General features: G+C 61.0%; 22 protein-coding genes and 2 pseudogenes. 17 read left to right on the plus strand and 7 right to left on the minus strand.

The window, feature by feature from the left end; genetic code table 11:
* Positions 1-219: 219 nt before the first annotated feature.
* From QQL79_RS12835 to QQL79_RS12865, 7 genes and pseudogenes are all read left to right on the plus strand, one after another.
* On the plus strand, positions 220-1,359 hold the full coding sequence (locus tag QQL79_RS12835; protein WP_370461214.1) for an ABC transporter permease: 1,140 nt from the start codon (positions 220-222) through the stop codon (positions 1,357-1,359).
* Entirely contained in the window at positions 1,356-2,393 is a 1,038-nt protein-coding gene (locus QQL79_RS12840; RefSeq protein WP_284391388.1) for an ABC transporter ATP-binding protein, read from the plus strand. Before QQL79_RS12835 ends, QQL79_RS12840 begins: the two co-directional genes overlap by 4 nt.
* On the plus strand, positions 2,390-3,445 hold the full coding sequence (locus QQL79_RS12845) for an ABC transporter ATP-binding protein (RefSeq protein WP_284391391.1): 1,056 nt from the start codon (positions 2,390-2,392) through the stop codon (positions 3,443-3,445). Before QQL79_RS12840 ends, QQL79_RS12845 begins: the two co-directional genes overlap by 4 nt.
* Complete coding sequence (locus tag QQL79_RS12850) at positions 3,435-5,537, plus strand: alpha-amylase family protein (RefSeq protein ID WP_284391393.1); 2,103 nt, start codon at positions 3,435-3,437, stop codon at positions 5,535-5,537. Before QQL79_RS12845 ends, QQL79_RS12850 begins: the two co-directional genes overlap by 11 nt.
* 81 nt (positions 5,538-5,618) lie before the next feature.
* Positions 5,619-7,544 carry an ABC transporter substrate-binding protein gene (locus QQL79_RS12855; RefSeq protein WP_284391396.1) on the plus strand — a complete coding sequence of 642 codons (1,926 nt, stop codon included), beginning with the start codon at positions 5,619-5,621 and terminating at the stop codon, positions 7,542-7,544.
* Positions 7,545-7,600: 56 nt separating this feature from the next.
* Positions 7,601-8,587 carry an ABC transporter permease gene (locus tag QQL79_RS12860; protein ID WP_284391399.1) on the plus strand — a complete coding sequence of 329 codons (987 nt, stop codon included), beginning with the start codon at positions 7,601-7,603 and terminating at the stop codon, positions 8,585-8,587.
* 132 nt (positions 8,588-8,719) lie between these two features.
* Positions 8,720-9,022 (plus strand): annotated as a pseudogene (locus tag QQL79_RS12865) (DUF4147 domain-containing protein); the annotation flags it as partial.
* Positions 9,023-9,555: 533 nt separating this feature from the next.
* On the opposite strand, the pseudogene QQL79_RS22535 reads toward QQL79_RS12865, so the two are convergent.
* Together QQL79_RS22535 and QQL79_RS12875 are read right to left on the minus strand one after the other, a co-directional pair.
* Positions 9,556-9,738 (minus strand): annotated as a pseudogene (locus QQL79_RS22535) (short-chain dehydrogenase); the annotation flags it as partial.
* 83 nt (positions 9,739-9,821) lie between these two features.
* Positions 9,822-10,565 (minus strand): GntR family transcriptional regulator, encoded by a 744-nt coding sequence (locus QQL79_RS12875; RefSeq protein ID WP_284391404.1) that lies wholly within the window; start codon positions 10,563-10,565, stop codon positions 9,822-9,824.
* 217 nt (positions 10,566-10,782) lie between these two features.
* On the opposite strand from QQL79_RS12875, the gene QQL79_RS12880 reads away from it, so the two are divergent.
* From QQL79_RS12880 to QQL79_RS12910, 7 genes are read left to right on the plus strand one after another with little or no spacing between them, the layout of a single operon-like run.
* Complete coding sequence (locus tag QQL79_RS12880; protein ID WP_284391407.1) at positions 10,783-11,682, plus strand: carbohydrate kinase family protein; 900 nt, start codon at positions 10,783-10,785, stop codon at positions 11,680-11,682.
* Positions 11,679-12,521, plus strand: a complete 843-nt coding sequence (locus QQL79_RS12885) for a BtpA/SgcQ family protein (RefSeq protein ID WP_284391409.1) — start codon at positions 11,679-11,681, stop codon at positions 12,519-12,521. Before QQL79_RS12880 ends, QQL79_RS12885 begins: the two co-directional genes overlap by 4 nt.
* A complete protein-coding gene (locus tag QQL79_RS12890; RefSeq protein ID WP_284391412.1) occupies positions 12,521-13,252 on the plus strand; it encodes a hypothetical protein in 732 nt (243 codons plus the stop codon). Before QQL79_RS12885 ends, QQL79_RS12890 begins: the two co-directional genes overlap by 1 nt.
* 1 nt (position 13,253) lies before the next feature.
* Positions 13,254-13,553, plus strand: coding sequence for a hypothetical protein (locus QQL79_RS12895; RefSeq protein WP_284391414.1), 300 nt, complete (start codon positions 13,254-13,256; stop codon positions 13,551-13,553).
* A complete protein-coding gene (locus tag QQL79_RS12900; protein ID WP_284391417.1) occupies positions 13,550-14,314 on the plus strand; it encodes an ATP-binding cassette domain-containing protein in 765 nt (254 codons plus the stop codon). The genes QQL79_RS12895 and QQL79_RS12900 overlap by 4 nt, the downstream gene beginning before the upstream one ends.
* The gene (locus QQL79_RS12905) at positions 14,311-15,345 is read left to right on the plus strand and encodes an ABC transporter permease (protein WP_284391420.1); all 1,035 of its coding nucleotides are present in this window, start codon (positions 14,311-14,313) and stop codon (positions 15,343-15,345) included. The genes QQL79_RS12900 and QQL79_RS12905 overlap by 4 nt, the downstream gene beginning before the upstream one ends.
* A 48-nt stretch (positions 15,346-15,393) precedes the next feature.
* Positions 15,394-16,347, plus strand: coding sequence for an ABC transporter substrate-binding protein (locus QQL79_RS12910; RefSeq protein WP_284391423.1), 954 nt, complete (start codon positions 15,394-15,396; stop codon positions 16,345-16,347).
* 544 nt (positions 16,348-16,891) lie between these two features.
* Here QQL79_RS12910 and QQL79_RS12915 read toward each other — a convergent pair.
* The 3 genes from QQL79_RS12915 to QQL79_RS12925 all read right to left on the minus strand — a co-directional run bounded on the left by QQL79_RS12915 (position 16,892) and on the right by QQL79_RS12925 (position 22,005).
* Positions 16,892-18,715, minus strand: a complete 1,824-nt coding sequence (locus QQL79_RS12915) for a hypothetical protein (protein ID WP_284391425.1) — start codon at positions 18,713-18,715, stop codon at positions 16,892-16,894.
* Positions 18,716-21,067, minus strand: coding sequence for a phosphotransferase (locus QQL79_RS12920; protein WP_284391426.1), 2,352 nt, complete (start codon positions 21,065-21,067; stop codon positions 18,716-18,718). It lies immediately after the preceding gene.
* A gap of 62 nt (positions 21,068-21,129) precedes the next feature.
* Entirely contained in the window at positions 21,130-22,005 is an 876-nt protein-coding gene (locus QQL79_RS12925) for a glycoside hydrolase family 16 protein (protein WP_284391430.1), read from the minus strand.
* Between the two features lie 387 nt (positions 22,006-22,392).
* On the opposite strand from QQL79_RS12925, the gene QQL79_RS12930 reads away from it, so the two are divergent.
* Complete coding sequence (locus QQL79_RS12930; RefSeq protein WP_284391433.1) at positions 22,393-23,400, plus strand: GNAT family N-acetyltransferase; 1,008 nt, start codon at positions 22,393-22,395, stop codon at positions 23,398-23,400.
* A gap of 2 nt (positions 23,401-23,402) precedes the next feature.
* On the plus strand, positions 23,403-24,389 hold the full coding sequence (locus QQL79_RS12935; protein WP_284391436.1) for a BamA/TamA family outer membrane protein: 987 nt from the start codon (positions 23,403-23,405) through the stop codon (positions 24,387-24,389).
* A 32-nt stretch (positions 24,390-24,421) separates the two neighbouring features.
* On the opposite strand, the gene QQL79_RS12940 is transcribed toward QQL79_RS12935, so the two are convergent.
* Complete coding sequence (locus QQL79_RS12940; protein ID WP_284391439.1) at positions 24,422-24,745, minus strand: hypothetical protein; 324 nt, start codon at positions 24,743-24,745, stop codon at positions 24,422-24,424.
* A gap of 456 nt (positions 24,746-25,201) precedes the next feature.
* Entirely contained in the window at positions 25,202-25,420 is a 219-nt protein-coding gene (locus QQL79_RS12945) for a hypothetical protein (RefSeq protein WP_284391446.1), read from the minus strand.
* On the opposite strand from QQL79_RS12945, the gene QQL79_RS12950 reads away from it, so the two are divergent.
* The gene (locus tag QQL79_RS12950) at positions 25,419-26,144 is read left to right on the plus strand and encodes a glycosyltransferase family 2 protein (RefSeq protein WP_284391448.1); all 726 of its coding nucleotides are present in this window, start codon (positions 25,419-25,421) and stop codon (positions 26,142-26,144) included. The genes QQL79_RS12945 and QQL79_RS12950 overlap by 2 nt on opposite strands.
* Positions 26,145-26,146: the final 2 nt, after the last annotated feature.

The raw sequence follows: 26,146 nt of genomic DNA on the forward strand, positions 1-26,146 counted from the left end.
TATCAACATGTTATGAAGGATTCTTGCGAATCCTTGGGATCCCGTTGCTCTTAAAGGTCGAAAAACGCGCTTGACGTTCTGGCGATACCGTGCCCATTGTTTGGCTAAATTGTTGCAAACAAAAGACGTAAAGATAGCGTCGGCAACGAGGGAGGATGTGCCAGTGAAGCGTCGTGCTTTACCCGTTTTGGTATGCAATTCGCGCCGTCTAGCAACGCCATGACGACCGCGGCCGAAGACACCGTAATGGGCAAGGACGAGGTCGTTGAACCCCTCGGCATGGCCACGCAGCGTCAGCTCATCTGGATGAAATTCACCGAGCACAAGCTGGCCGTAACGAGCCTGGTCGTGATTGCGTTGATCTATTTGGTCGGCATTTTCTGCGAGTTCGTGGCCCCGCGCAGCCCCGACTATTACGACTCGGCCTATACGATGTTGGCGCCCCAACCGCTCAAGTTCTGGCATACGGACGCCGCCGGCCAGATCCAATTCGGCATGCATGTGAACGGTTTCTCGTCGGAGCGTGACCCCAATACGTTCCGCCGCGTTTTTGCACTCGATGAAGATATCCGTATCCCGGTGGGCCTGTTCGTCCAGGGCGATGCCTACAAGCTGTTCAATATCATCCCCGCCAATATCCATCTGATCGGCCCGGTGGACCCGACCCAGCCCTTCTATCTGCTGGGGTCGGATCGCCTTGGGCGCGACGTGCTGAGCCGTGTGGTCTACGGCACGCGCATCTCCACCTCGATCGGACTGATCGGCGTGGCCATCAGCCTGGTGCTTGGCGTCATCCTCGGAGGCATATCGGGCTATTTCGGCGGATGGGTCGACAATTTCATCCAGCGCGTCATCGAATTCATCATGTCCGTGCCCACCATTCCGCTCTGGATGGGGCTCGCTGCGGCCATTCCCGTCACCTGGTCGCCGATAACGGTCTATCTGATCATAACCATGATCATTTCGCTGATCGGCTGGACATCGCTGGCGCGTGAGGTTCGCGGCCGATTCATGTCCTGGCGCAACGAGCCATTCGTGGTGGCAGCACGCCTCGATGGCACGAGCCAGATGACGATCATCAACCGCCATCTCGTCCCGGGCTTCATCTCGCACATCATCGCTTCGGTGACCTTGGCTATCCCGGCCATGATTATTGCCGAAACGTCGCTGTCCTTCCTCGGCATCGGACTGCGGCCACCGGCCGTTAGCTGGGGCGTATTGCTGCAGGAAGCGCAGAACGTTCGCTCGCTGGCCGAAGCGCCCTGGCTGCTCACTCCCGGCCTCCTTGTCATCATCACCGTCCTCGCCCTGAACTTCCTCGGCGACGGGTTGCGCGATGCAGCGGATCCCTATTCATGACCCAACACCCCTTGCTCACCATTCGTGACCTCAAGGTGCAGTTCAAGCTGCGGGAGGGTCTGATCCGCGCGGTTGACGGCGTCGATATCGAGGCTCATTCCGGCAAGACGCTGTGCATCGTGGGCGAAAGCGGTTCCGGCAAGTCCATGCTGGCACGCTCCATCCTGCAGATCGTGGCCCCGCCGGGCCGCGTTACCGACGGGCAGATTCTGTTCACCCGTCCGGGCAATGAAACGGTCGACATCGCCAAGCTCGATCCCAAAGGCAAGCCGATCCGCGCGATTCGTGGCCGCGACATCGCGATGATCTTCCAGGAGCCGATGAACTCGCTGTCGCCCATTCACAGCGTCGGCGACCAGTTGGTGGAAAAGGTGCTGTTGCACCACAGGATCGGCCAGAAGGCGGCGATCGAACGGGCGGTGAATGCCCTCGACAAGGTCGGCATCCCCAATCCCCGCGCGCGGTTGAACAATTATCCGTTCGAATTGAGCGGCGGCATGCGGCAGCGCGTCATGATCGCCATGGCTTTGGCTTGCGAGCCGGCGCTGCTGATCGCCGACGAGCCGACCACAGCCTTGGATGTCACCACCCAGGCCAATATTCTCGAGCTCATTGCCGACCTGCAGAAGGAACTCGGCATGGGCATGGTCTTCATTACCCACGATCTGGGCGTGGTGGCGGAGATCGCCGATGAAGTCGCAGTGGTCTATCTCGGCCGCGTGGTCGAGCGCGGCTCGGTCGACGAGATTTTCTACAATCCACAGCATCCCTATACGCTGGCCTTGCTGTCTTCCATTCCCAAGCTTGGCGCGCGGCGAGCCCGCGGGCAGCGTCTCCATGCCATTGAAGGCATGGTTCCTCATCCGCTCAACCGCCCCAGTGGCTGTCCTTTCAATACACGCTGCGGCGAGGCACGAGCCGGTATCTGCGACCGGGTCGATCCGACGACGCTGGAACTAACGCCCAGTCATTTCGTGGCCTGCCACATGCGCGACCCTGCCGTGACCAGAACCCTTGCTGAGGTGACCGCATGAACGCCCAGATCGCCAGCGCTGAAACCAGACCCGCAGATCTGTTGATGCGGGCCGAGAATGTGAAGGTCCACTTTCCCATCAAGCGCGGCATTCTCAAGCGTACCGTCGGCCATGTGCGCGCCGTGGACGGGATCAGCCTCGACATTCGCGCCGGGGAAACCCTGAGCATTGTGGGCGAGAGCGGTTGCGGCAAGACGACATTCGGCCAGGCCCTGGTCCGCGTGCTCGAACCAACCCATGGCAGTGTCCAATATTTCGGCAAGAACCAGCAGGGCGCCGATATCGCCCATCTGAGCGAAACCGAGCTGCGTCCTTATCGCTCCGATATCCGCATGATCTTTCAGGATCCCTTTGCCTCGCTCAATGCGCGGCGGCGCGTCATCGATATTATCGGGGAATCGATGCGCAATTTCGGGGTGACCGACGAGCGGGAGGTTGAGAGCCGCGTTGCCACCATGTTGCGCAAAGTGGGCCTGCGTCCTGAATATATGAATCGCTTTCCCTATGCCTTTTCGGGTGGCGAACGGCAGCGCATCGGCATCGCTCGCGCTCTGGCGGTCCATCCGCGCCTCGTGGTTGCCGATGAATGCGTCTCGGCGCTCGACGTCTCCATCCAGGCCCAGACCCTCAACCTGATGCAGGACCTGCAGGAAGAATTCGCGCTGACGTATGTCTTCATCAGCCATGACCTCAGCGTCGTTGAATATATCTCGGACCGCGTCGCCGTGATGTATGCCGGTCGCGTCGTTGAACTGAGTGACACCGAGCCGCTGTTCTCCCAACCGCGCCATCCCTATACCGCCGCGCTTTTGGGCGCCGTGCCGAGACCCGATCCACGTCGGGCGAAGGCGCACCGCGCCACCCGGCTCAAGGGTGAAGTCGCCGATCCGGCCAATCGCCCGGCCGGCTGCGCCTTCCATCCCAGATGCCCCCACGCCACCGACCTGTGCCGCTCTGACGATCCGCAATTGCGCTTTGTCGGTGCCAGCATGGTCGCCTGCCATTACGCCGAAAAACTGGATCTCAAGGGAGTTATTGCCGATGCTGCATGATCAAGAACCGGGCTCGGCGGCTGCAACGAACACCAAGAACTGGTGGAAGCGGCCGTATCGAATGGTGCAGACCAATCTGCGCCAGACCGACGCGCTCTATGACCAGAAGGCACTGGCAAAAGAGGTCAAGGATTTCGGCGCCGATGTGCTGCTCTACAATATCGGCGGCATTTATGCCTTCTATCCGACCAAGCTGGCGTTGCAGGCTATCAATCCGCATATGAAGGGCGATGCGCTGGGCGACGCCATCGAGGCGGCCCATTCCGAGGGCATTGCGCTGGTCGGCCGTTACGACATGTCCAAGGCTACGCGGCTGGGCTACGAGGCGCATCCGGAATGGTTCGTGCATAATGCCAAGGGTGAGGCGCTCGAATATAACGGCACTTACCAGGCCTGCGTGAATGGCGGCTGGTATCAGGATTACTCACTCGACATTATCAGCGAGTCACTGAGCAAATATGACGTGGACGGCGTGTTCTTCAACATGTTCGGCTACACCAACTTCACCTATTCGGGCCATTACTTCGGCACCTGCACCTGCAATAATTGCCGCCGCCGTTTCCACGACATGTATGGCAAGCCACTGCCGCTCAAGGAGGATTTCTCCGATCCCTCCTATGCCGACTATCTCGAATTCAAGGATCGCACCTCGCTCGAATTGCGGTCGCGCGTCTACAAGCACATCAAGCAAGTAGCGCCCAAGGTTGCGATGACTGGCCATCGCGGCGACAGCGATCTCATCCGCATGGAAACGCAACGCGGCGTTGATCGTCCGCAGCCGGAATGGCCCTATCAGGCGGGCGAACAGGCGCGTTGGGGCCAGGCCTATGGCCAGGGCAAGACTGTTTCTTCGACCTCGGCCAATTTCATCGATTTTGCCTGGCGGTTTGTCTCGGAATCGGGGCCCTATCAACTGGTTCGCGCAGCTCAGCAATTGGCCAGCGGCGCCACGCTGGACTTCTATCTGCTCGGGGTGATGGACCAGGACGACAAGTCGGCCTTTGCCGATACCTCGAAACTGTTCCACTGGCACAAGGATAACGAGCGGCACTATGTCGGCCTGACACCGGCCTCCAAGGTTGCGCTTTATCACTCCCATGCCGTCGTGCCGGGCCACGGCGCCGGCGGCTATTCCAAGCGCCCGGCCAGCGGCCATCTGGCTGAAGCTTCGTTCCGTGGTGCCTATCGCGCGCTGTCGGAGGCACGCATTCCCTTCGATCTCGTCGTCGATGAGGTAATTGCCCGCCCGGGTGGCGCCGAGGTGCTGGCACAGTATGAGGCACTGGTCCTGCCCAATGTCACCTGCATGTCCGAGGCCGAGGCCAAGGTTATCGATGCCTGGGTCAAGGCGGGCGGCGTGCTGCTGGCGACTGCTGAAACCAGTCTGTACGACCACAAGGGCGCCATGCGCGAAAAGCCGGCGCTGGAAAGCCTGCCCATCACCGACCGTCCCATGGTGCGACACAACATGAAGGGCGCCTATTTCCGCGTCGCGCCGGGCGAGCTCCCGATTGGCGATGACGTCAAGCTCCTGATGCTTGATCATAGCTATTACGTCGCCGAGCCGGTGGGCGGTGTCGAGACGGTGCTGAAACTCCTGCCGCCGCAGCGCTTTGGCCCGCCCGAACTCTGCTTCCCCGACTATGAGAGCGACATGCCGGGCGCCATTATCGGCAGCCATGGCAAGGGCAAGGCGATCTATGTGCCCTGGCATGCCGAGGCACTCTATTATCGCGACAGCCTGCAGCATACGCGCACCTTTCTGGTCGATTTGATCCAGCGTCACATCGCGCCGGCGCCCGTCAAGGTCGAGGGCCGGGGCTCGCTGGAAGTAACGATCCAGAGCCAGAAGGAAACCGGCAGGACATTGGTTCATCTCGTCAACTATGGCGGCCAGCGCAACAACCTCTACGAAGAGGCGCCGGCGTTGCACGGCCTGCGGCTTGGCATTCGCGATGTTGAGGGCGCCGCCCAAGCCCTTGTTGCGGGAAAGACCATCGAGCCGGAAGGGCCGGCCGACGACCAGGGCTATCTCTGGTACATCCTGCCGCCGGTGGACGCCTTCGAAGCCATTCAGATCACCAGCAAATAGCGAGAAGGCCGGCGGTTCGCCGCCGGCCTTGATCGCACCGGCCAGAGGGAAAGCCGGTGCCAACCCTTGGAGGAGGAAATCATGCACTTTACGAGATCGGTACTGCCTGTGCTGACCCTGACGGCCCTGCTCATGTCTTCGGCAGCAGCTCTGGCCCAGGACTATGGCGAGGCGCCCATGTTGGCGGAGCGCGTCGCCAGCGGTGACCTGCCGCCTGTTGAAGAACGCCTGCCGGCCAATCCCATGGTTGTAACGCCGTTTGAAAATGTCGGCCAATATGGCGGCACCTGGCGCATGGTGATGAATGCACCGAGCGACATCGGCACACTGGCCCGCACCATCGGCTACGAAAACCTCGTGCGTTCGATTACCTGGCAGCCCGATACCGACCAGGAAGATATCGTTCCCGATGTCATCATGAACGTCGCCGAAGACGTCGAGATCAACGACGACGGCTCGGAATATGTCTTTCACTTGCGCGAAGGCCATAAATGGAGCGACGGCGAACCCTTTACAGCTGATGATGTGATGTTCTGGTACGAGAATGTCTATTCGAACACTTCGCTCTTTCCGGCCAAGCCGACGTGGTCGGTGCGTAACGATACCCCGCTCGTGGTCGAAAAGGTCGACGACACCACGGTCAAATTCATCTTCGGCGGCCCCAATGGCCTGCTGCTGCAATATATGGCGACGCCGGCCAATGATGCCGAGCAAAACCAGCCCTTCGCCTATCCCAAGCACTATCTGTCGCAGTTCCACCCAGACTTCAACAAAGACGCGGCGGGCAGCACCTGGGTACAGGATTTCCACGCCAAGGCCGATATGTGGCGCAATCCGGAAATGCCGCGGCTCCATCCCTGGATCATCACTCAAGGCATCGGACAGGGCAGCGGCGCGCAGGTGATTGCAGAGCGCAATCCCTATTACTTCAAGGTCGATACCGAGGGTAACCAGCTGCCCTATTTCGATCGGGTAACCGTCGACATCATCACCGATCCGCAGGTCACCACGCTCAAGGCGGCCAATGGCGATTTCGACATGCTCGACTCCTATGTCGGCTTCGTCGCCACGCCGGAAAATCGTGGCACCTTTTTCGACAATCAGGAAAAGGGCCGCTACGAATTCTACGAAGTGCTGCCCAACCGCGCCAATCTGATGATCATTTCGCTCAATATGACCCATAAGGACCCGGTCATTCGCGAGCTTTTCACCAACAAGACCTTCCGCGAAGCTCTCTCCGTGGCGGTGAATCGCGAGGAAGTTATCGAGCTGGTCTGGCTGGGTCAGGGCCTACCCTATCAGACGGTCGAGCGCCCGGAATCGCCACTCTTCGACGAGGAGATGGCTACCCAATTCACTGATTTCGACATCGTCAAGGCCAATGAACTGCTCGATGGCATGGGTCTGACAGAAAAGGATGGCAATGGCATCCGCCTGATGTCGGACGGCCGGCCCCTGCAGTTCACCATCGATATTTCGGTGATCCGTCAACCCTGGATCGACAGTGCCGAATTGATCAAGGGCTATTGGCGGCAGATCGGAGTGGACCTGCTGATTAATACGTCCGACACGACCGCCCTCAACCAGCGTGTCGAGTCCAATGATCACGATGCGGCAGTGTGGTCCGCTTCGGGCGGCGCTGACTCCCTGTTCGACCCCAAATATTATTTCCCCTCATCTTGGGCTGCCTTCTACGCAACCACCTGGGGGCAATGGTTCACCAATGACCAAAATCCGGAAGAGCCTTCCGATGCGGCCAAGCGCCAGATGGAACTCTACCAGCAGGTCTTTGCCACCATTGATGCGCCGACGCGCCTATCGCTGATGCAGGAGTTGATGGCGATCGCCAAGGACGAATTCTACACGATTGGCGTCATGCAACCGATTTCGGACTACGGCATCGTCAACCGCCTGATGGCCAACTTCCCCGGCGTGCTACTTGCCAGTTCCGAATATGCCCATCCTGGCGCTGCCAATCCGGAACAATTCTACTACGCCTCTGAATAATCCGCCCTGCTGTCGCCCGGCCCAAGGCCGGGCGGCTTTCTATCGGAGTTTGGATCATGGCCGCCTTCATCACCCGGCGCTTCTTCTACATGCTGGTTACCGTCGCCGCGATTTCGGTGATGACATTCATCATCATCCAATTGCCGCCTGGCGATTATGTCACGGCTATGGTGGCCCAGCTCAATCTTCAGGGCACGACGGTTGATCCGGCGGAAATGGCGGCCCTGCGAGCCCGGTACGGACTCGATGATCCGCTGCATGTGCAATATTGGAAATGGATATCCAACATCGTCTTTGCCGGTGACTTCGGCTATTCGCTCGAATGGCGCCGCCCGGTTGCCGATCTGCTGTGGAACCGGCTCGGACTGACCTTCCTTCTGGCACTGGTAACCCTGCTGTTCATCTGGGCCATTTCCTTGCCAATCGGCATCTATACCGCGGTGCGCAAGAATACGGTGGGCGACTATCTCGCCACGCTCATCGGCGTGCTGGGTCTGGCTATTCCCAATTTTCTTTTCGCCCTTGTGCTCATGTACATCTCCTTCCGCTATTTCGGTACGGGCATTGGCGGCCTTTACTCGCCCGAATACGAGAATGCAGCCTGGAGCTGGGGCAAGCTGATAAATCTGGGCCAGCATCTTATCATCCCCACCATCGTACTGGGCACCAGCGGCACGGCGGCCCTTATCCGTATCCTGCGCGCCAACCTGCTTGATGAACTGTCCAAACCCTATGTCACGACGGCCCGGGCCTACGGTCTTTCTGAAAACCGGCTCCTGCTCAAATACCCCGTCCGCATCGCGCTTAACCCCTTCATCTCGACGGTCGGCTGGGTGCTGCCAACGCTGGTGTCGGGCGCGACAATTACCGCGGTCGTGCTCAATCTGCCCATGACCGGACCATTGCTGCTGCAAGCGTTAATCAGCCAGGACATGTATCTGGCGGGCAGTTTCATCCTGATGTTGAGCGTGTTGACGGTGATCGGAACCCTGCTGTCCGATCTGTTGCTGGCCTGGCTCGACCCGCGCATCCGCTATACGTGATGACTCAAAACAAAGCGGCTGCCATGCTGGCCCCAGCCTTCAACGCTGCAGCGTGTCCGCCCATCGTTGCGATGCCCGACCACCTGCCGCCCGTGCCTAAGGGCCGAACGGTTCTGATCGAGCGGCAAGGCATCCGCTCGCATGGCGCAGGCGTTGAAGTGGCTCGGCCCTCTATCAGGCCATGTTGTGACCTCCCACGGCAATGCCGTGTCCTGCCACCGAATCGAAATATCGGAGGCTAGCCATCCTATACCGGATCAGGCCGGTCTGGCCGCTGCCGGGCGCATCCTAGCGCACCTGAAGGGATTGACCGAAGACGATCTGGTCATTGCCCTCATCTCGGGTGGGGGCTCGGCGCTGTTGCCGGGTCCGGCATCGCCACTCACTCTGTTTGACGAGCAGGAGATCTATCGGGCTCTCTCCTGTCTTGCATGAATAGCGGTAAACTTGTCGCAGAAATCGGGCGGCCGTTTCTAGGACATCTCGTCCGTTTCTTCTCTATCTTTGCCAATAGCTGACTATCCACGATCAGGTGACGTGGCCTAGATGCTGCGTGTCGTTGGCGGTGTTCGGCGGCATAGACTCGTGTCCGCCGTCATGGTGGAAGCGCCCTGCCCTCGCCATTGATGTCAGTTACAGGCATGGTTTTGGCACAGCCGAATGAACGGCTGTCAAGACAATCGCCCAAGAGATCGGCATCCCCTTCGAAGCGATTAGTACCGTCCTTCCCGCTGGGCACCGAAAACTGTAGTTTGTAGCCGTGCCCTACCCCCCTTAAAATGCACTAGGAGCTTGAGTTTTACAGTGGGGAAACGTGTATGGAACTCGTCTGCCGCGGCCCCAGTGAGTTGTCGCAGATCGCCGGTCTAGCACGCCAGCCCAGCCAAGATGAAAGCTCGCATACCGATGCCAAGGTCGTACCGACAGCGTATAGTTCACGCAGCCCGGGAGCGAATGGACGCGCGATGCCAACAGCAACGGCCCTGAAAGCCGCGATGCCCAACTATGAAGGTGACGTTAACGATCGCGCCGCCTCCGCCGGCGGCGATGTGCCGCCGGGCGAACTCTTGGCCGGTAATCAGGGTTGCACAGAGGTTAATGCCCAAAGCGGCTTCATACCCGACCTCACTAATATCGAGGACGCGCTCAATGCCTACACTAACGCGGGTCTGCCCTATCGCGTCGGGGGCGCAAGAAACAGAATATCGATCTCGGGGGCTTTGCGCGGTTTGGCCTAGAGCTCGACGCGGAATCTGTACCGGTCGGAACGATAGGTGACGACCGCGAACTCGATCGGCAGGCTTTCGCTTGTCCGGGCGACACGGGTGACGACGAGGACGGCGGAGCCGGGCGCGACGTCGAGTTGCTGCGCGACGTCCACCGAGGCGGCTTGGGCCTCGATATATTCGACGCCGCCGGAAATGGTGACGGCCAAATTCTCGCGCAGCCAGGCATAAAGCGAGGCAGAGACAAGGTATTCGGCGCTGGGGGGCGTTATCGCCCCAAAAATGTCGGGGCGGACCCAGGATACGGAATGCCCAATCAGGCGGTCATTGGCCTTGAGCAAGCGCTCGACCATGAATGGCGTGTCAGACGACGGCAGGCCCAGGGCATGGGTGGCTTCACCCGACGCGCGACCCCAGTCGGCGGTCACCACCTCAAATGAAGGTCGGAGGCCGCGGAGCAGCATGTCTTCGGTGAAGCCGCGAATCTGGCTGACGGGCTGGTCGACCTTTGGGCCGAGAACGACCGAGCCGACGCCTGATCGGCGGAGGAGCACACCTTCCTGCACCAGCTTGTTCAGTGCAGCCCGTGCGGTGGTGCGGCTGATGCCGAAGGCGCTGTTGAGCTGGGCTTCGGTGGGCATGGTTTCGCCCGGCGAGAATTCACCGCTTTCCAGGCCGCGGCGCAGAATACCGACAACCTGAAGCCATTTTGGCGTCCCGTCCTCAACCAAGCTCGCTTCGTGCCAAGCCATCATGGCCCTCTACAATGTCATGACAATGTTTCTCTACGCATAATGTCGCCGGGAAACAAGCGCCGTATGACCACCGTGCCCATGTTTCGCACAGATCTTGTAGGCACAGCGAGCAGATTTTGTGCAACAGAGAATTTCTTGCATCTCATTTGAAAGAAGGTGTTGACGTTAAATGTAATGACATTGTACCAAATGTTCATTCATGGGAGGGGTCCGCATGAAAGCCTGCCTGTTTGTCGGCGATATTAGTCTCGACCTAAGCCTGTCAGCGTCGCACGTTCCGGCGCCGGATGAGAAGGTTCATTGCTCCGCTGCGTCCGAAGGTGTCGGCGGGGTCGTGACCAATACTGCGGTTGCCTTTGCCAAGGCGGGTGGGCAGGCGGTGCTTGCCGTTCAGGTGGGTGACGATCCGGCTTCCGAAGCGATCGGCGATCAACTCGATTATGCGGGGCTGGATTTCCGTCCCCATCGGATTGCCGGTGGATTGTGCCGAGTTGTGACCATCCTCGAGCCGCACGGCGAAAAGCGCCTGCTGCTGTATCCCGGCGTGTCTATTTTTCCCGGCGAACGGGTGATCGAGGCGCTCAACCTAGCCGGGCTCGACCATCTCCATACTGCTTGTTTCGGCCCTGCGGCGCATGCCCTGGTGGCGCACGCCCGCGCGGAGGGCATGACTTGGTCGATCGATCTCGAGCCGGCGACATTCCGCAACGGCATCGGCGAATTGGTCGATGTCTTGGCCGGCGCGGAGCTAGTTTTTGTCAATGACCGAGCCGCAGACGCCATCGGTGCTGATGCTCTGACGCAGCTTTTGGCGCTGGGCGTAAGGGCCATCATCCGTAGCCGCGGGCCGCTTGGCGCCGAGTATCACTCGCCCGGCGCCGCGATCGCTGCTCGACCACCGGAAGGCCTGCAGATCGTCGATACGACCGGAGCCGGTGATTGCCTCGCCGGCTGGTTCCTCGCGGGTCGCGCCGCTGGCCTGTCGCTCGAAACGGCGCTGGGTCGAGCTGTCAACGCCGCCACCTTCTCCTGCGGCCACATCGGCGCGCAGACCGGTTACCCCACGCCGCGAGACATCCAGAATTTTTCTATCAGAACAGAAGAGGTCGCATGACTGCCCCCATCGTAATGCCCACCAAGCCCAATGCGCTTGCGGCTCATTTCAACAAGCCCAAGCCGATCATCGGTGTCGTCCATCTAAGGGCTCTGCCGGGTGCGCCGCGTTATGAAGGCGAGGCGATGTCCTCGATCATCGCGGCCGCCATCACTGATGCACGCACGCTTGCAGATGGCGGCATCGACGGCATCATGATCGAAAATGCTAGCGACATGCCCTTCTCGCGGCCCGAGCATATCGGCTTCGAGACCGTGGCAGCGCTGACGGCGGTCTGCCAAGAGGTCAGGGGGGCGGTGAATGCACCGATCGGCATCACCTGCGTCGCCAATGGTGCGATTCCCGGCCTGGCGGTTGCCAAGGCCGTCGGCGCCAAATGGGTCCGCGTCAACCAGTGGGTCAATGCTTATATCGCCAATGAAGGCCTGCTCAATGGCCCTGCGGCCGAAGCTATGCGCTACCGGGCGCAGATCGGGGCTAAGGATGTCTCCATCTTCGCCGACGTGCATGTCAAGTTTGGCGCTCATGCCATCACCGCCGACCGCTCCATTTCCGAACAGGCCACAGATGCCGAATGGTTCGACGCCGACGTGTTGATCGCCACGGGCACGCGCACGGGTTCTCCGACGCAGCCGGCCGAGGTCAACGAGGTTCGCGCCGGCACCAATCTTCCGGTCATCGTCGGCTCGGGTCTCTCGCCCGAACAGGTGCCAGCACTGATGGAGGTCGCCGACGGCGCCATTATTGGACAGTGGCTCAAGGTCGAGTCGCGCTGGTGGAACCCGGTCGATCCGGCCCGCGTCGAAGCGCTGATGACCGCCATGGAAAAGGTGCGGTAATGACGAGCCTTACCGGAGACACGGACGTCTTTTCGTCCGCTGCCGACAACGGCAGTCCTGAGGCCTCGGTCATGTTCGTCGGCTATCGCCAGGACGAACTGCCCGGCATCTATACCGAAACCCATCGTCAGGCGATCCTTGCCGTCTTGGCCGAACTCGCCGCCGAAGGCTGGACGCTGGCCCTGCGCAAGGTTTTCGATCCTACAGCCGGCAATAGCCCCGTTGGCCTCGATACCGGCTTTACCCATGAGCATGACATTGCCGGTGTCTTCGAGGCGCCGAACCTCGAGGCGGCCATCACGGGCACCGTGCGGCTCGAACGCGCCGGCTGGGCACGTCTTTTCCGCACCGAATGGCTGATGGGCGTCAAGGAATTCGCCCCCGTCATGGGCGAAGGCGCCATCACCAATCATGGTTGGGTGTTCCTCGCGCTCTGGGAATGGAACGATCAGTGGTGTGAGGCCACGCCGGCCGAGCGTACCGAATACGACTTTGAATGCGACATCGCCTTCAAGGGAGACCTCGCGCACAAGGTCAATATTGCCGGCCGCCATCGCATGGACTGGTCGCATCACTGGCACCATCTCGGTGCCTGGGAAATTGGCCATCCCGACGTCGCCGACTCCGCCATTCGCGGCCATGAAGACGTCGCCGATTTCAAGTTCACCACTTCCCGACACATCGTGGGCCGGCTGACGCCGCTCGCCGAACTCATCGCGCCGAGGCACTGACATGAGCAATTCCATCTGGATCCATTATTCCCGTCCGCGTCCGCATTGGTATCTGCTGAGCGAGCCCGAACAGACTGCCCTGCAGCAAAACTGGAGCGCCATTCGCGAACAGGCCGAGGCCGCGGGTGGCGCCACCCAGGGGCGGTTCCACATTCGTGGCCAGCACGATTTCCAGGAAGTCGAAATCTGGACCTTCCCGCAGACCATGGATGCCTTCAACCATTGGTCCAACCTGGTCGCGGCCCGCTATAACGAGTTCTTTGCCTTCTCCAACAATATCGGCCTGGGTCTGGAGGCATGAGCCAGCCCCTGCTCGAAGCTGCCGGCATAAGTCGCACCTTCGGCCACGTGCAGGCGCTGAGGGGAGCGGACTTCAAGGTCTATCCCGGCGAGATCGTGGCGTTGATCGGTGACAATGGGGCGGGCAAGTCCACCCTGGTCAAGATCTTGTCCGGCGCCGACCGGCCCGATGGCGGAACGATCAAGGTCGAGGGCGAAGAGGTGCGACTGATGTCGCCGCTCGATGCGCAGATGCATGGCATCGCCACGGTCTACCAGGATCTGGCGCTGGCGCCGGACCTGACGCCGGCCGAAAACCTCTTTCTCGGCCGAGAACTCATCCGGCCAGGCCTGCTCGGACGATTGGGCTTTGTCGATCGCAAGGCGATGCAGGCGCAGGCGGTGCAGCAATTCGCCCGGCTCGGCGTGCAATTGAAGTCGCAGCGGGTGTCAATCGCTTCGCTTTCCGGAGGGCAGCGCCAGTCCGTCGCCATCGCGCGGGCCGCCATGTGGGCGCGCAAGCTCGTCATTCTCGACGAGCCGACGGCCGCGCTCGGTGTCGTCCAGACGCAGCGGGTGCTCGAACTCTGCCAGCGCGTACGCGATGCCGGTACTTCGGTCGTGCTCATCAGCCACAACATGCCGCAGGTACTTGAGGTGGCCGATCGCATCCAGGTGCTGCGGCTCGGCCAGACCGTAGCCGACCTCAAATCCAGTCAATCCAGTGTCGATGACCTCGTTCGCGCCATGACCAGCGGACAGGCCAGGGAGTCCAGCCCATGAGCAACGAAACGGCCATAGTGCCGGTTGAAACGACAGAAGAGCGCATGCTGCGGCTGGTCACGGGCGGCTGGATATTCTTTCTTCTCATCGCGCTCATCGCCGTCTTCCTGATCCTGCGACCACAGCAGTTCGGCTCGGCTTACAATGTCCAGCAACTGGCGATCAATGCCGCCATCCTGCTCGTTCTGGCAACCGGGCAGACCTATGCGATCATCACATCCGGCATCGATCTTTCCGTCGGTTCGGTACTGGTCTTCGCTTCCGTCGTCTCGGCCAAGCTGATGCTGGTGCTTTCCGGCGCCGATGGGACCACCTATGGCACGACTGCCGCCGGCTGGGATGTCATCGCCATAGGGACCGCGGCGGCCCTGCTGACCGGCGCCGCCTGGGGCGTGCTCAACGGCTTTCTCATCGCGGTCACCCGCATCCAGCCGCTGATCGTCACGCTCGGCACCATGGGCATGGCTCTGGGTGGCGCGCAGATTCTGTCGGGCGGCGTCGATGTTCGCGCCATGCCGGAACTACTGGTGACGCAGATCGGTTCGGGGCGGGTCCTGGGCATCCCAATGCTGGTCGTCATTGCCGTCGTCACGGTGATCGTTGCCGGCATAGTGCTGCATCTGACGCGCTTCGGACTTCATGTCTTTGCGGTCGGCTCGAACGCCGAAGCCAGCCGGCGCTCGGGCATTCCCACCACAGCACGGCTGATCCAGGTCTATGCGATTTCCGGCCTGATGGCCGGCATTGCCGCGGTCATGGCCAATGCGCGCTTTTCCACCACCACGATCAACGGCCACGCCATGGACAATCTCGCCACCATATCCGCAGTCGTGTTGGGCGGCACGAGCCTATTTGGTGGTGCGGGCACGGTCTTTGGCACCGTGGTCGGAGTCTTCATTCCGATCATCCTTCTCAACGGGTTCGTCATCCTGGGCATTCCGCCATTCTGGCAGACTGTCGCCATGGGTGCCGTGCTGATCCTTGCCGTCTGGATCGACCAACTCAAGCGACGGCTCCGCAAACGCGGCTAGTGCCTGGCACTGCCGAAGGGAACGAACAGGGGAATAAAGGGAACCATCATGAACACGATCATCAAAACCGCCGCTCTGGCCTCCGCCTTGCTGGCTAGTTCCGCGCTCGGCGTGACGGCGCAAGACAAAGGCACGGTAGCACTGGTGCTGGGCTCCAGCGGCAGCCCCTTCTATCAGGCCATGCAATGCGGCGCGCAGGCCAAGGCCGAAGAACTGGGCTTGTCCCTGACGGTCTCGGCGGCGGATCAATTCGCCGCAGATGCGCAGATTCCGGTGGTCAATGCCGTTACGGCGGCGGGACCGCAAGTCGCCGCCATCGTGCCGACGGACATGCAGGCCCTGTTGCCGCCCATGCGCGAGCTCTCCGATCGCGGCGCCAAGGTCATCACGGTCGACCAGACACTGGCCGATACGAGCTTCCTGCAAACCCAGATCCTGACCGACAATGAAGCAGGCGGTGCGCTGGCCGCCGATCAGTTGGCGGCACTGATCGGCGAGACCGGGAAAGTCCTGGTCATCACCCAGCCTCCGGGGTCGCTCGCCCAGGACGCGCGTGCCGCCGGTTTCGAAAAGGCCCTAGCCGAGAAATACCCCAACATCACCTATCTGGGTGCGCAATATCAGTCCAACGACCCGCAACGGGCCGCTGAAATCGTCACCTCGTCGCTTTCCGCCCACCCGGATTTGGCGGGGATATTCAGCACCAATGACCAGGGCGCGATCGGCGCGATTACCGGCCTCCGTCAGGCCGGTGCCGTTGGTCAGGTCAAGATGGTTGCCTATGATGCCGCCAGCGCCGAAGTCGCTGCCCTCAAGAATGGAGAAATCCAGGCGCTGATCGCCCAGAACCCCAAGCTCGAAGGCGAAGTGGCGATGGAAGTGGCCGCCAAGCTGATTGCCGGCGAGACCGTCGAGGCGGTCACGATGACCGAGATCGTGGCGATCACCGCGGACCAGCCGGAACTGGCCGATCAGTACGAATACATCGCTGATTGCATGTGATAAATTCTCGCCTGCGGCCGTTGTGGCCGCAGGCGCTTCAAAGGCAAATGTATACGCCGGTAGATCCGGCCCTAGCGTTATCAGGCGAAAACGCCCGCAATCTTCCAATCCTGCTCGAAAGCGGTCTGCCTGCTACCCACCCGATTTCTGTCATCGGCATCCAACCTTCGAAATCCCAAAAGCTGCCTTTGACGGCAAGATTGTCCTAGGCTGGACCAGCTAATGGCGACGGCGGCGGCTTCGTCGCAAGAGTGACACCCGGATGCGCTGGTCGTGGTGCAAGCTTCCACCCCGCCCCGGGCGACGGCAACTGGCCCGCCTTTCATCTCCGCCCGTTAATGCTGGCCACTCCGCTCTACGCCCCTAAGCGTCAGTCAGCAACGCTCCCCATTTCTGCCATTCAGAAGTCGCCGTCCAGCGCCGGCTGTTTCCGGTGTTAATGCCTAGGAACAGGCAGGGTGCCGCCTCACCGACTCGATCGGCATAACAACGCATCGCGTATCCCTCGAAGCGGATCGAATGGCTTCAGGAACGATTGGCCAGGCTAACGATTGCCGGGCTCCGTCAATGCCGGATTGAGCGTGAAAATGCTGGAGTCGTCATTGGCGTAGACCAGCCTGAACCTGGCCGATGACAATAGCGAAACCTTGATGGTATCGAGAGTACCGACCGGCATGACGCCCACATCGTCGAGATAGGCCTTCTGGCTGTGGGTCAGGATGATGAAGCCGCTTGTGGGCCATTGCTGCAGCCAGCGGCCGAGCACGGCGGCTGGGTCCGCGAGCAATGCCGCAACGTCCTCCGGCTCCTCCTCTGCCAGTGGCACAAAGGTAAAGCGTTCGTAATTCATGAACTGGGACGGGTAATTGCGCGCGCCTTCGATAATCAGGGCACCATCGGGCGCGGCCTCATACAGCCAGCTCGCTGCCGCGACTTCCTGAGGCGTGAAATGATACTGCCGGTCCTTGCCGTTGTTGGCGAGGATAAAGCCGGTAGCCAGCAGCATGAGCAGGCCGGCCAACAACAGGGCTGGCAGGCCGGTCCGGCTGCTGGCAATCGGGAAGAACAGCGCGCCGGCAAAGAAGGCCAGAAACGGCAGGGAATAGTAATAGAGGCGGAACACGATCTCCCCGCCATAGCTGGTCGCGATCAGCAGCAGGAACGGCACCAGTGTCAGCGCGATAGCCGTTGCGTCCCGATGACCATGCCATAGGCGCCTCAGGCCGCCGGATATGGCCAGAACCCCGATGGCGCCGGTCAGGCCGCGTGACGCCAGCGAGACCAGGCGCTGGCCCGGACTGGCAACGGAAAAATCGACCATCTTGCCGACGATCTCGGAATTGAGCTGGCCGAAATCGGCGACCAGATCACGAAAGACGGCCGAGACATAGACGTCGGCAAAATAGAAGAGCCACAGGGTTTCGGCCGCTATCGCAAAGAGCAGAAAGCCGAAGCTGAGCCGACCCAGCACGGCCAGCGCGGCGAGTGCCAGGATAACCAGCAATGGCATCAATTGGTGGGTGACGACGATAGCCAGAATGAGCAGCAGGACGCCTAACGATGCAAGCAGGCGGGTCCATTTGCCTGTTGGCATTGACGCCGGCTCGCCGCGCGGCACCCAGGTCCGGAACCGGCCAAGCAGGCCGGTGCCGGCTGGATGAAACGGCATGGACAAGGGCCCCAGGCACAGGGCCAGCATGCCGAGATAGCAAGCGTAGACCGTGCCCTGTGGGGAGAAGTAATCCTGGCCGACCCAATTGCCGACGACGAAGATGGCGGTTGCGGTCCAGATCAGGCGGCGGTCCATAGTCAGCCGGCGATAGACCAGCGGCAGCAGCGCGATAAGGACCAGGTTGAGCACAACCGGAAAGAAACGGACGATTTCGGCCAGGGCCACCGAATTGAGCTTGAACAGGTTTGCAGCCATGGCGCTGAGGGCGAAGAAGCCCGGCCAATTGTGGTAGGCCGAGAGAAACGCTGCATCGGGATCGACCGCGCCATGGCGCTGGATGAAATCGACAATGCCCAGATGCTTCCATGCCCAGGAATAGCGCAACGTCTCATAGGCTATGGCGGGCGTTGCATGCAGCACCAGGATCAGCATGGCCAGATGCATGAATGGCAAGGGCCCGCCCAGCGTGGCGGGTCTCAGGCTGAGGGCAAAGCCCAGTATGGCGAGGCTGCCGGCGGCCCACAGCGTCGCGGGCAATATCGAGGCCAAGCCGAGATCGGTCATCGCCGCGACGTCGATGTCGTTAAGACCATAAATCCAGAGTACGAAGGCTCCAATGAGGCAGGCGAAATCGAGCAGGCGCGCTTGCACGCCCATGCTCGCGCTGCTGATTTCAACGCCTGTGTTTGCCGTCACCTACTCCTCCGCGAAGGCCCGCAGCACCCAGTCGATATTATAGGCCAGCCAGAGCCGGCTGCCGGCATAATGGCCGGACTTGTCCAGGTTGGCCGCCACGTGGTTCAGCCAAGCCAGGACGACCATCGCGCGGATAGCGGCGGCATCCATGCTCCAGCCACAATCCTGCCCGGCCCCAATCCAGCTCTGCTCGTCCTCGTCCAGGCGTGGATTGGCCAGCAGCTCGCGCACCACCGCGCCCAGTTCTGCGTCATGGACCAGCATCCGGCAGGTCAGCGCCAGATGACATTGATCCAACCCCGCCGGAGCGTCATTGCAAGCACGATCCCAATCCACCAGACCCGCGACCGTCGTGGCCTTGTTCGGCTGCGGCGGGGAGAACAGCAGGTTGCCAGGGCTGTAATCGCCATGGCACATGCCCACCTGCTGTCGCGTGCCAAGCCAGAATGCCTGCTGCTCCTGCGCCAGGACGTGCAGGGCCCGGTCCCGTGCCGGTCGGGCCAGCAATAGTGTCGGACTGGCCCGCAGCCGCCCAAGCGGACGGGCGATCCAGCGATCGAGCCAGGCCGTGTCGATCTGCCGGGGCGTTGCCGTGGCGTTGTGCAGCGCAGCAATGGCGCCCGCCGCGGCGGCCAGCGCCATCGGGCGCTGCTTGTCGTTGCGCAGCACCTGGCGCCCGTCAATTCCGGCAATGGCCTGTTCGATGACCAGCAGGGCCGCTTCGGTCCGGTGCGTCGCCAATACCTTGGGAATGACGAAAGGCAGCATGGCCAATCCCGGATCGTCCGCGATTGCCGTCGATCGAACCAGGCTTCGCTTCAGCGAGGCGGTTTGCTCAGGCCCCTTGGCCACCTTGAGGATGGCCACCGGATTGGGTTTATCGCTCGCGGTCGTATCGAGCAGCGCCAGCACCGTCATCCCGCTTTGCGAAGGAATGCGCCCGGCCACCCGCCAATGGGCAGCATCCGACTGACCGGTTGCCCGCAACGCAATGGCAAGATCTGGCGCCAGCGCCGGGTCCAGTGGCGCCGCCGTTCTCGATCCGGCAAAACCGGTCAGGATACGCGCCAGAGAAGAAGCTGCTGCCAGGGACCATCCCAGCACGCCCTCGAGCCCGTTTCGCTTGATCAGAACGGCGGCAATCGCTGTCAATACCAAGCTATGCGCGGCCAACCAGGCCAGGCCCATGCCCAGCACGCCCAGGGGCTGCAACAACAGGCTCCCCAATCCCAATACCAGGATCATCGTCGCCAATTGCACGACGGCGATGGTCCGCATCCAGCCATAGGCGCGGGCAATGGCCAGAAAAATGGTCACCAGGCCCCAAGGTATGGTGGAAAGGGCCAGCACCTGCAGCAATCCCGCCCCATCCCTGGCATAGCTGGGACCGAAAGCCTGCAGCAGCAGCGGCGCGGCAATGGCGATGGCGATGGCCGAGCCACCCAGCGGCAGCATGGTATGGATGAAGGCGTCGGCGGCCAGCGTCGGCAGGCGCCGGAGATCGACCGTGCTCTCCGCCAGGAGTGAAATGCCCATCGATCGCCCGATCAGGTAGAGCGAATAGATGATCAGCCAGCATAGGTGATAGCTGGCATTGGCCTCGGGCCCGAGATGGGAGAGCACCAGGACCGGGGCCACCCCCATGGCCACGGTCGTCATCAACCCGCCCAGGTAATCCCAACCGAAAAACCGGACCATGGTCCGCATGCTGAGGTCGATATTGCCAGCTGCCTGCCCGTGCTCGGGTAGGAATTTCCAGAAGATCAGGTAATTGACCAGACCAACAAACAACAGCAGCGGTACGGTCCAGGCCGCAAAAATGCTGAGGCCGGCCACCGAGATGCCGGCAAATACTATCAGCAGGATGATCTTGACCACGGCATAGAGCGAATTCTCGATGGTCACCCAGATCGAGCGCCGCAATCCGGCCAACGCGCTGTCCTGCAGCGCAAAGATGGTCCAGACCGCCACAGCAACGATAAAGCACGCCGCAAGCAGCGGACTATTGGTGAGGAAATGCAGTTCCGGCACCAGCAGGTCGATCGCCACCAGGAATCCGAGCGCCACGACGATCGAGGCCGCGGCGGCGGCGCCATAGGCGAACAGGATGAGATTGCCGGCTCGCGTGCCGGCGGCCGGAACGAACCGGTTCAGTGAATTGGCGAAATTGAGCTGGGCTATGCTGCTCAGCGTCAGCAGCACCGAGATCAGCACGCCGCCTATGCCGACCTGTTCTTCGCTATAGACCCGCGCGGCAATGACCCAGAAAACGATGCCGAGCGCGGAAGTGACCGCCGCGCTGGCGATCAGCGCATAGCCATTGCGCACCAGCGGCGAGGGAAATGACAGCATGGTCAGACCGCTCCGGCGCCGCATCCGGGAGGGTCGAAACGGCAGGTCGGAGGAATTGGCGGTCATTGCCGGCCGCGCTGCCAGACGCTGACGGAGTCGATCAGGAAGCGCGCGGGAAACTTGGTGGTGGAGTCGGGCGCGCCTGGCCAGTCTCCCCCCACGGCAAGGTTGAGCAGCAGATACATCGGCACATCGGAAATGCTCGCGGCGTCCTCGTAACGCCACTGCTCGATGCCGTTGAGATACCAGATGATCGCTTCCGGGCCCCAATCCACCCCATAGGTCTGCCATTGCCCGGAAAGGCCCTCTATCTCGGCCTCACTGCCGGCACTGTCCTCGTCGCCGAAATGGTAGTGCATTTCCAGCACGTCGGGCCGATGGCCGAGAACCTCCATGATGTCGATTTCGGGCCGGGAGGTATGATCGGAGGGAAGCATCCAGATAGCGGCCCAAAGCCCCTGACCGACAGGTGGCCTGGCTCGTACCTCGACAAAGCCATAGGTGAAGCTGAAGCGGTCGCGGAGCGCGCGTTCCTCATACATGCGCCCCGAGGTCACCATGCCGGATGTGTAGGGAAACCTGCGGCCCTTGAAGCCGGTGACTTCGCCCGGCCGCGCCGTCAGCACCAGATGCCCGTTCTCGACCGTCACATTTTGCGGAACATACCACTGCAGCTCGTTATTGCCCAGATTGGTGCAGCCATCGTCGTCCCACCAATAGCATGTGGTCCAGCGTGTATCGGACAGGGTCGGCTCGTTGAAGTTTTCACTGAAGATGGGGATCCAGTCGCCGGCCGCCCCGATGGGACCCTCTGCTGCTCCGGCGCCCGCGTCGATCAAGGGCAGCATCACGGTGGCCAGCAGAGATCGACCCAGGCATCCGAGGCCCCTGCTGGCCGGTCGGTGCGACTTGATGGAAAAACCTGAAGCAATCCGCACGGCTAACTTTCCCAGATGTGCCGCAGCCCCACGCGCAGCGGATGTAGAAGTCATCGTTATTCAGCGCAGGATTGACTTATAAATCAAAGCAAAATTTGCGCCGTCATTATGAATTTAGGCCGCCGAACAAGCATGCTCTGCTCTTTGTGGCGTTTCAAGTGCTGCTTATTCTGATTTAGATCAAGTATTGTCGATGGCTTTTCGACCATACTACGTTGATGATGCCCTGGCCTGGATGTAGTATTTGATCGCGGCTGCAGCACGGGCGAAGACTTGCGTAACGAGATGTCAGCGACGCCCATCATGGGCCAATGGCATTCAGGCGAGTTGGGGGAGCGTCCTTTGGGTGACCAGCGAGCAAGCGTTCTGAGTCCGGCGCCACGCGAAATGTGGTTGCGTCTCATGCATGCCGACCCCGAAGCCATGCCCTATCAGTCTCCCGCCTGGCTCGACAGCATCTGCGCAATGGGAGGGTATCGGGATGTCAGCCGCTTCTATGATTTTGGGGACGGCCGTCACTATGTGATGCCGCTGGTGGCGCGCAGCGGCCTGGCGTCCGTTCTCAACACGGCGTCTTCGTTGCCGCCCGCCTGGGGCATTGGCGGTCTGATCGGCTCGGCCGCGCCTCATGTCGAGGAGCTCAGCGCCATCTTTGCCGATCTGCGGGATCTGCCCTATCAGCGGATCAAGATCCGGCCCAATCCGCGTGATGGCGAACTCTGGGCGGCGGCAAAGCCCAATACGGTTCTCGCCGTTCCCCGCCTGGCCCATGTGCTCGATCTGGAGGGAGGCTTTGAGCATGTATGGACCAAGCGGTTCAGCGGCAATACACGCAATGCGGTGCGCAAGGCCGAAAAGCTCGGTGTCGTCACGCAAAGCGACAGTGCCGGAGCCTTGCTGCCGGTCTTTTATGAATTGCTGCAACGCTCCTTCGATCGCTGGGCGGCCAAGCAGAATGAGCCGCGCCTTCTGACGCGGCTGCGCGGGGGCATGCGTGATCCGATCGAGAAGTTCCAGACCATTATCGACAAGCTTGGCGAGGACTGCCGCATCTGGGCCGCCTGGGTCGATGGCAGACCGGCTGCTGCGATTTTCGTACTGCAACAGCACAACGTCAACGACGCACGCGGCGCCATGGATCGCGCTCTCGTCGGCTCCACGGGCGCCAATGACCTGATTCAGAAACTCGCCATCGAGCACGCTGCCAATGCCGGCTGCCGCTACTACCATATGGGGGAAAGCGGCACGTCCTCATCGCTGGCCCTGTTCAAGGCCCGGTTCGGCGCCGCCCCCTATGCCTATGCGGAATACATCATCGAGAAACTGCCGATAACTCGCCTGGATGCCGGGCTGCGCGCCATGGTGAAGCGGGTCATCGGCTTCAGGGACAATTAGGGATGCTGGCCCGTCTCGCTCTTGTCCTGATCTGGTTTGGCCTGCTGGCGCCGCAGGCCTGGGCGGAGCCGCGTATCGATATGCCGGCCGCGGTCACGCTCGGATTGCGGGCCGCGCTGCTTATGTCGTTGAACCTGCCGGCATTGACGGCCGATGAGGCTGCCATGGATCGCGAGACGAGGCGGTTGACCGAGCTGGTTCGTGCCCTTGGCTACCTCGACGGTAGCGTTGACATCGTGCGCCGCTCGGACGAGCAGGGCAGCGACGTGCTCGATCTCGACATTCACGCCGGGCCTCTTTACCGCATCGGTTCGATCCAGGTTACTGGCCTGGATGGTGCCGCGCCCGCCACCTTGCAGGCAGGTATCCATGACCTGATCGCTGGCACTGTCGGGGCGCCCGCGCGCGAGAATATCGTTTCCCAGCTGACAACCGACATGGTCTGGCGGGCCCGCTCCGCTGCCTTCGCCACGGCCGAGGCCGAGATTGCCGATCTTGTCACCGATCCCAGCGAAACGGTCGCCCTGACGATCCGCTTGACGCTGGGTGCGCCCGCCGAATTGGGCACGGTGACCTTCGATAGCGGTGGCGCGCTCGATCCGGCAATGCTGAACGCCCTGGTGCCGTTTTCGCCTGGTGAGCCCTATAGTCCGGCAGCGCTCGAAGCGCTGGACACGGCCCTGGCCGGACTGCCATTTATTCGCCAGAGCCGGATCGAGGTCCTACCGGCCATTGATGGCCGCGTCCCCCTCGCGGTCAGTATCAGGGCCCGCGCCAACCCGGCAACGCTGGAGCATAGCAAGCTCTTGGGCGTGGTGCTGCTGTCGGCCGCATTGCTGGCCCTTGGCTACCGCCAGGTAGTCGGCGCGATGGGTAGTTCCCCTCAGTCAAGGAGCATGCGACTGCTTGATGCCGCCATCGCGATGGTGCTGATCGGCGCCCTGGTCCTGGTCATCCAGCGTGCGCTCACCTTCGCCGCCTTTGCCTGAATGGGCGCTATGATAGAATTGCCGCGGCGCAGCTATTTCGAACGTGCGGTAATCCGGCTGGGGGCCGTCGGCTTGTCGTCGCCGGCCTGATCCTCGGCTGCCAGCCCACGCTGAATGGTGGCGACCAGCAAATCCCGGCGCTGTGGATCGCGAACGGACTGGGTCTGCTTGATCAGGGCGTCGATACTGCCCTGCAAGACCTGCAATCTGGCTGTCAGCCTGCTCAACTCCGCATCGTTTGGGCCAGAGCCGGCCGATGCTTTGCGGGCCCCGTCCAGTTCGCGGCTGACCTCATCCCACTCCGCCATCAGCCTTTGCCACTCGGCAAGTGCCGTATCGTCCAGACGTGCCCTCATCGAGTTCTCCATGCAGCCGAGCCACAACCAGGACCTCGGCCGGACAGCAAAGGTTCAGGTGATATCGACGATATGCTGAACTTCCTGACAACTCATTGCTAGCCCGGCAGTCTCAATCCGATGTGATCCCAAATGGAACCGGCAATCGTCTTACGAGAACTGGAGCATTGCAGTCGGCCAGAGCGCTGCCTGCTAGGTCGGAATATTACTCGCGATTGGAAAGTAGAGCAGGAATTGATGACATTATGATGGCAGTTAAAATATCGTTATGCCTTTGCATTGATTTAGAAATTTTATGCAATTACCACCCTCATTTTAGAGTGACTTTACAAGGCCAGTGCCAAAGATTAAGACTTAGTTAATAAGATAATCAATTCAAATAGAAAAAGAGATTGTCAGAAATACTGACACGATAGTTGGCGGCAAGACAAATATTAATCTTTGAATTATCGATGATCATTCTGGGTATGAAGCAAGTTTCTGCGAGATTTTCACGCGGATAATTTTTTCATTTATTCGGGTAATCGTCGCCGCTGGAGGGGGTTGGTTACGCATGAGCGCAATACCATTTGGTGCATCTGCCATCGGGATGGGCAGGGAGGAAGCCAGCCGAACGGGAAGAAATTTCTTATCACCCGGTGGAACACCCAGTGTCAGCGTCGTAATCCCGGCCATGAATGAAGAGCAGAACCTGCCTTATGTCTTGCCGCGCATCCCATCCTGGGTGGGTGAAATCGTCCTGGTCGATGGTAATTCGCGTGATGCGACGGTCGATGTCGCCCGTCGCCTTGTACCCGACATCATCGTGGTCAATCAGGACAGGCCCGGCAAGGGCGCAGCGTTGCGCTGCGGGTTTGCCGCCGCCAAGGGCGACATTATCGTTATGCTCGATGCCGATGGGTCCACCGATCCGGCCGAAATCCCGGCCTTTGTGGGGGCGTTGCTATCGGGCGCGGACTTCGTCAAGGGGTCCCGGTTTCTGCAGGGCGGCGGTACCGATGATATGGAATGGTATCGCCGCTTCGGCAATTGGGGCTTCGTCAAGCTCGTAACCATGCGCTTCGGCGGGCAGTTCACCGACCTGTGCTACGGTTACAATGCCTTCTGGCGCGATGTGCTGCAAAACATGTCCATCGAGAAGGATGACGGTTTCGAAATCGAAACCAGCATGAATGTGCAGGCGCTGCGCGCCAAATTGAAAGTTATCGAGGTTGCCAGCCGGGAACATCGCCGCGTGCACGGCAAAAGCAATTTGCGCAGCATTCCCGATGGCTGGCGGGTGCTCTCCAAGATCATGAGCCTTGGCGTGTCCGAGCCTGCGCCGCAAGCAGCGGCGCGATCGAGCCATGGCATGGGTGATGTCGGGCTGGCGCGGCGACGCTTCGGAGCGTCCGAATAGGC

It is taken from the genome of Devosia yakushimensis, from assembly GCF_030159855.1.
Taxonomy (GTDB): Bacteria; Pseudomonadota; Alphaproteobacteria; order Rhizobiales; family Devosiaceae; genus Devosia; species Devosia yakushimensis.